Origin of the sequence: Salinivibrio socompensis S35 (assembly GCF_000513715.1) — a bacterium.
GTDB lineage: Bacteria > Pseudomonadota > Gammaproteobacteria > Enterobacterales > Vibrionaceae > Salinivibrio > Salinivibrio socompensis.
The window spans coordinates 1-2,549 of sequence record NZ_AQOD01000164.1; the positions used below are offsets into that span (position 1 = coordinate 1).

General features: G+C 46.0%; 3 protein-coding genes and 1 pseudogene. 2 read left to right on the forward strand and 2 right to left on the reverse strand.

Translation table 11 applies throughout. The features are described from left to right. Positions 1-213: 213 nt before the first annotated feature. Positions 214-708, reverse strand: coding sequence for a J domain-containing protein (locus DZ54_RS23750; protein ID WP_051416065.1), 495 nt, complete (start codon positions 706-708; stop codon positions 214-216). Between the two features lie 58 nt (positions 709-766). After that, complete coding sequence (locus DZ54_RS23755) at positions 767-1,399, reverse strand: hypothetical protein (RefSeq protein WP_051416066.1); 633 nt, start codon at positions 1,397-1,399, stop codon at positions 767-769. Positions 1,400-1,921: 522 nt separating this feature from the next. Here DZ54_RS23755 and DZ54_RS0115520 point away from each other — a divergent pair. Together DZ54_RS0115520 and DZ54_RS24390 are read left to right on the forward strand one after the other, a co-directional pair. Further along, entirely contained in the window at positions 1,922-2,194 is a 273-nt protein-coding gene (locus DZ54_RS0115520; protein ID WP_025675065.1) for a DUF4432 family protein, read from the forward strand. Between the two features lie 88 nt (positions 2,195-2,282). Continuing rightward, a pseudogene (locus DZ54_RS24390) lies at positions 2,283-2,549 on the forward strand (IS21 family transposase); the annotation flags it as partial.

Genomic DNA, 2,549 nt, shown 5'->3' on the forward strand with positions numbered 1-2,549 from the left:
TAAGTACGCTTTGTCCACCGCTTATCAGTTAGCATGAGTCTCGGCATGGTATGGCGTTACGAGTTTGTTTTTGGCGAAAGAGATTATAACGCCTTATCATGCCGTTCAAAAAACAATCACGAAAGATCAACACGCCCTAGTCTCTAGAAGCGCAGCGTCTCGTCTCTTTCTGTGTTCGGACTAAAGTGCCTGTCCCGCTAACTACACCGCTAACTACATAAACAAGCCGAAATCAAAAAACGCCTGCTCAAGCTGTGTCCTCTGGTTCACACGTATTTTGAGGTCATCTTGAAGTGCCTTGACGGTGGTGATTTGCGCACATTTATCTCGTAATTCATCCGCGCTATCGATCAACTGATATCGATACTTATCTAAATCATGCTGGCGAGAGGCTTTATTGCCACCCCCGAAACGACGCCATACAACACTTTTTACATCGTGGCCATCTTTTAGCGCTTGATGCTCTTGGTTCAGTTGCACCACTCTATCTTTGAGCGACTTTTCTAGATGCCGGAGCATGTCGTTATCGAGCGCTAATTCATGGTCAGGTAAAAACCGTTGAGCGAGAAGGAGTAAAGCAAGTGGATCCTTCTCTTTTTTCGCTTGAGACAATTGCTGCATAAGCGCGTGTTTTTCCGCTTGCTTTGCCGAGTCGCGCTCGCGATCAGGGTGAAGCTTTTTAGCGAGTTGGCGATAGAGCTTTGCCATTCGTCTATCATCAAACAACAGCGCTCCATCGTCAGTGGGCTTAGCTCGATAACTGTCGTCATCTATGTCTTCGTCCTGACTGTGCGTAAAAAATCGTCAAAAGAAAACGATGGGAATCCTCGCTTTCCTCGTTCGCGTTCTTCGCGCGTTCCTCCAACAGTGAGAAGATATAATCTTGGAGTTTATCTGGCGATCTCGCTAGCGCTTCAAGCTCCTCGTCACTCACACTCACCGGCTGTCCCAATATCTCCTCAAGATCATCACGAACGCGATTAATATCCTCTTGTGAAAACGTCATCCCTTGCATCTCATTTTCAGACTGCTCAGCGAGAGCATGCGAAAAGGCTTCACGAAGCTCATGCGTATTCACGGGGCTAAACGGGTTTGACTCTATGATCTCTAGTTCTTCGTCTATCCACTCATAGAGTGCTTCTCGCTGCGCACCTTTAATAGATTTACGCGGTATAAACGCGATCAAATGACGGATCCAAGCTTCAGCAACAAAGCACACCTCCTGCTCAAGCGGCTCAAGTTGCTGCTTAAACTCCTGATAAAATTTATCTAATTTGGCCTGATAGCGTTGATTACGTTGCTGTTTTTTTTCCACATCCACCCAGAGCTGACGTAATTTACTCTGTTGCTTGGGCGAGGCGTCCGTGCTTGTTAAAGCGGAAATAGTGACAGTGGTCATAAACGATTTTCTAGTGATGTGTTTGTCGTAGCCTACCGCAAATCAAGGCAAAAAATAAACATTAACCCCCCTGATCCCGACAAGCTATTGTGTCTGTCCCGATAAAATCTCGAAGAGCATCTTGTGCCTGTCCCGATAAAATCTAAGACATTAGGATCTTCACACCAAAGTGCCTATCCGCCAGTAAGTGCACAGCGTCAGTATCCCCTTTTCGTCTTGAAATGCTGAACGTGAGTCAGCACTCATGATTTAAAATCGGTTGATAAAAATTAAAGAGCTGAATCACAAGGTCACTTTCAGCAGTTTGCCTGTTCAAATAATAAGCGTAATGTTTAGCTGAAACGTTTCAGCTAAACACAACAAAGAGGAATGCTACATGAAAATTAAGAAAGTCCTGGCGGACTGTTGCCCTACTAACACCTGTTTACGCCCTTTCAGCAGAATTTTGTACTCACCCGATAGCGCGACTAAACACCTACGTGAGTCACKGATCACTGGAAAACCTCTGCTCAAGCACTAGGGATGAACGCAACAGTCCCCTTTTCTATTGAAAAAAGGCGACTCAATACAGGTAAACAAAATGGCGTGGACATTATCACCATCGATAACGGTGAATTGGAGCTAACTATTGTGCCGACTCGAGGCATGGGTATCTACCAGGTGCGCAAAGAGGGTAAGCGGATTCTTGGATGGGATTCACCCGTCACAGAGATAGTCAACCCAGCTTTTATTGATCTTGAAAGCAGAAATGGTCTTGGCTGGTTAGATGGTTTTAACGAAATGCTTGTATATTGAGCGACAATTACGGTGGCCGGTCTAGCGACAATTATCTTGGCCGGTTGGTCTGATAAGGTTCGGTACAGCAGAACGGAGGGAGTTCACTGTGCCGGGAACACGAATCACGGATCAACAGGTCACTATCTATATGACTCATAGAAAACGAAATAGCCAAGTTGTTGCTGCTGCTAAAGCAGGAATTTCAGAACGTTCAGCCCGGCGTCTGGATAAAGCCAATCAACCACCAGACGAAGGCAAGCGAACATGGCGCACGCGCAAAGATCCGCTTAAATCGGTATGGGAAAGCATTGTCGTTCCTATACTCGAGCAGGATAAGGACATTACCTCTGTCGGGGTTTTTGATCACCTTTGC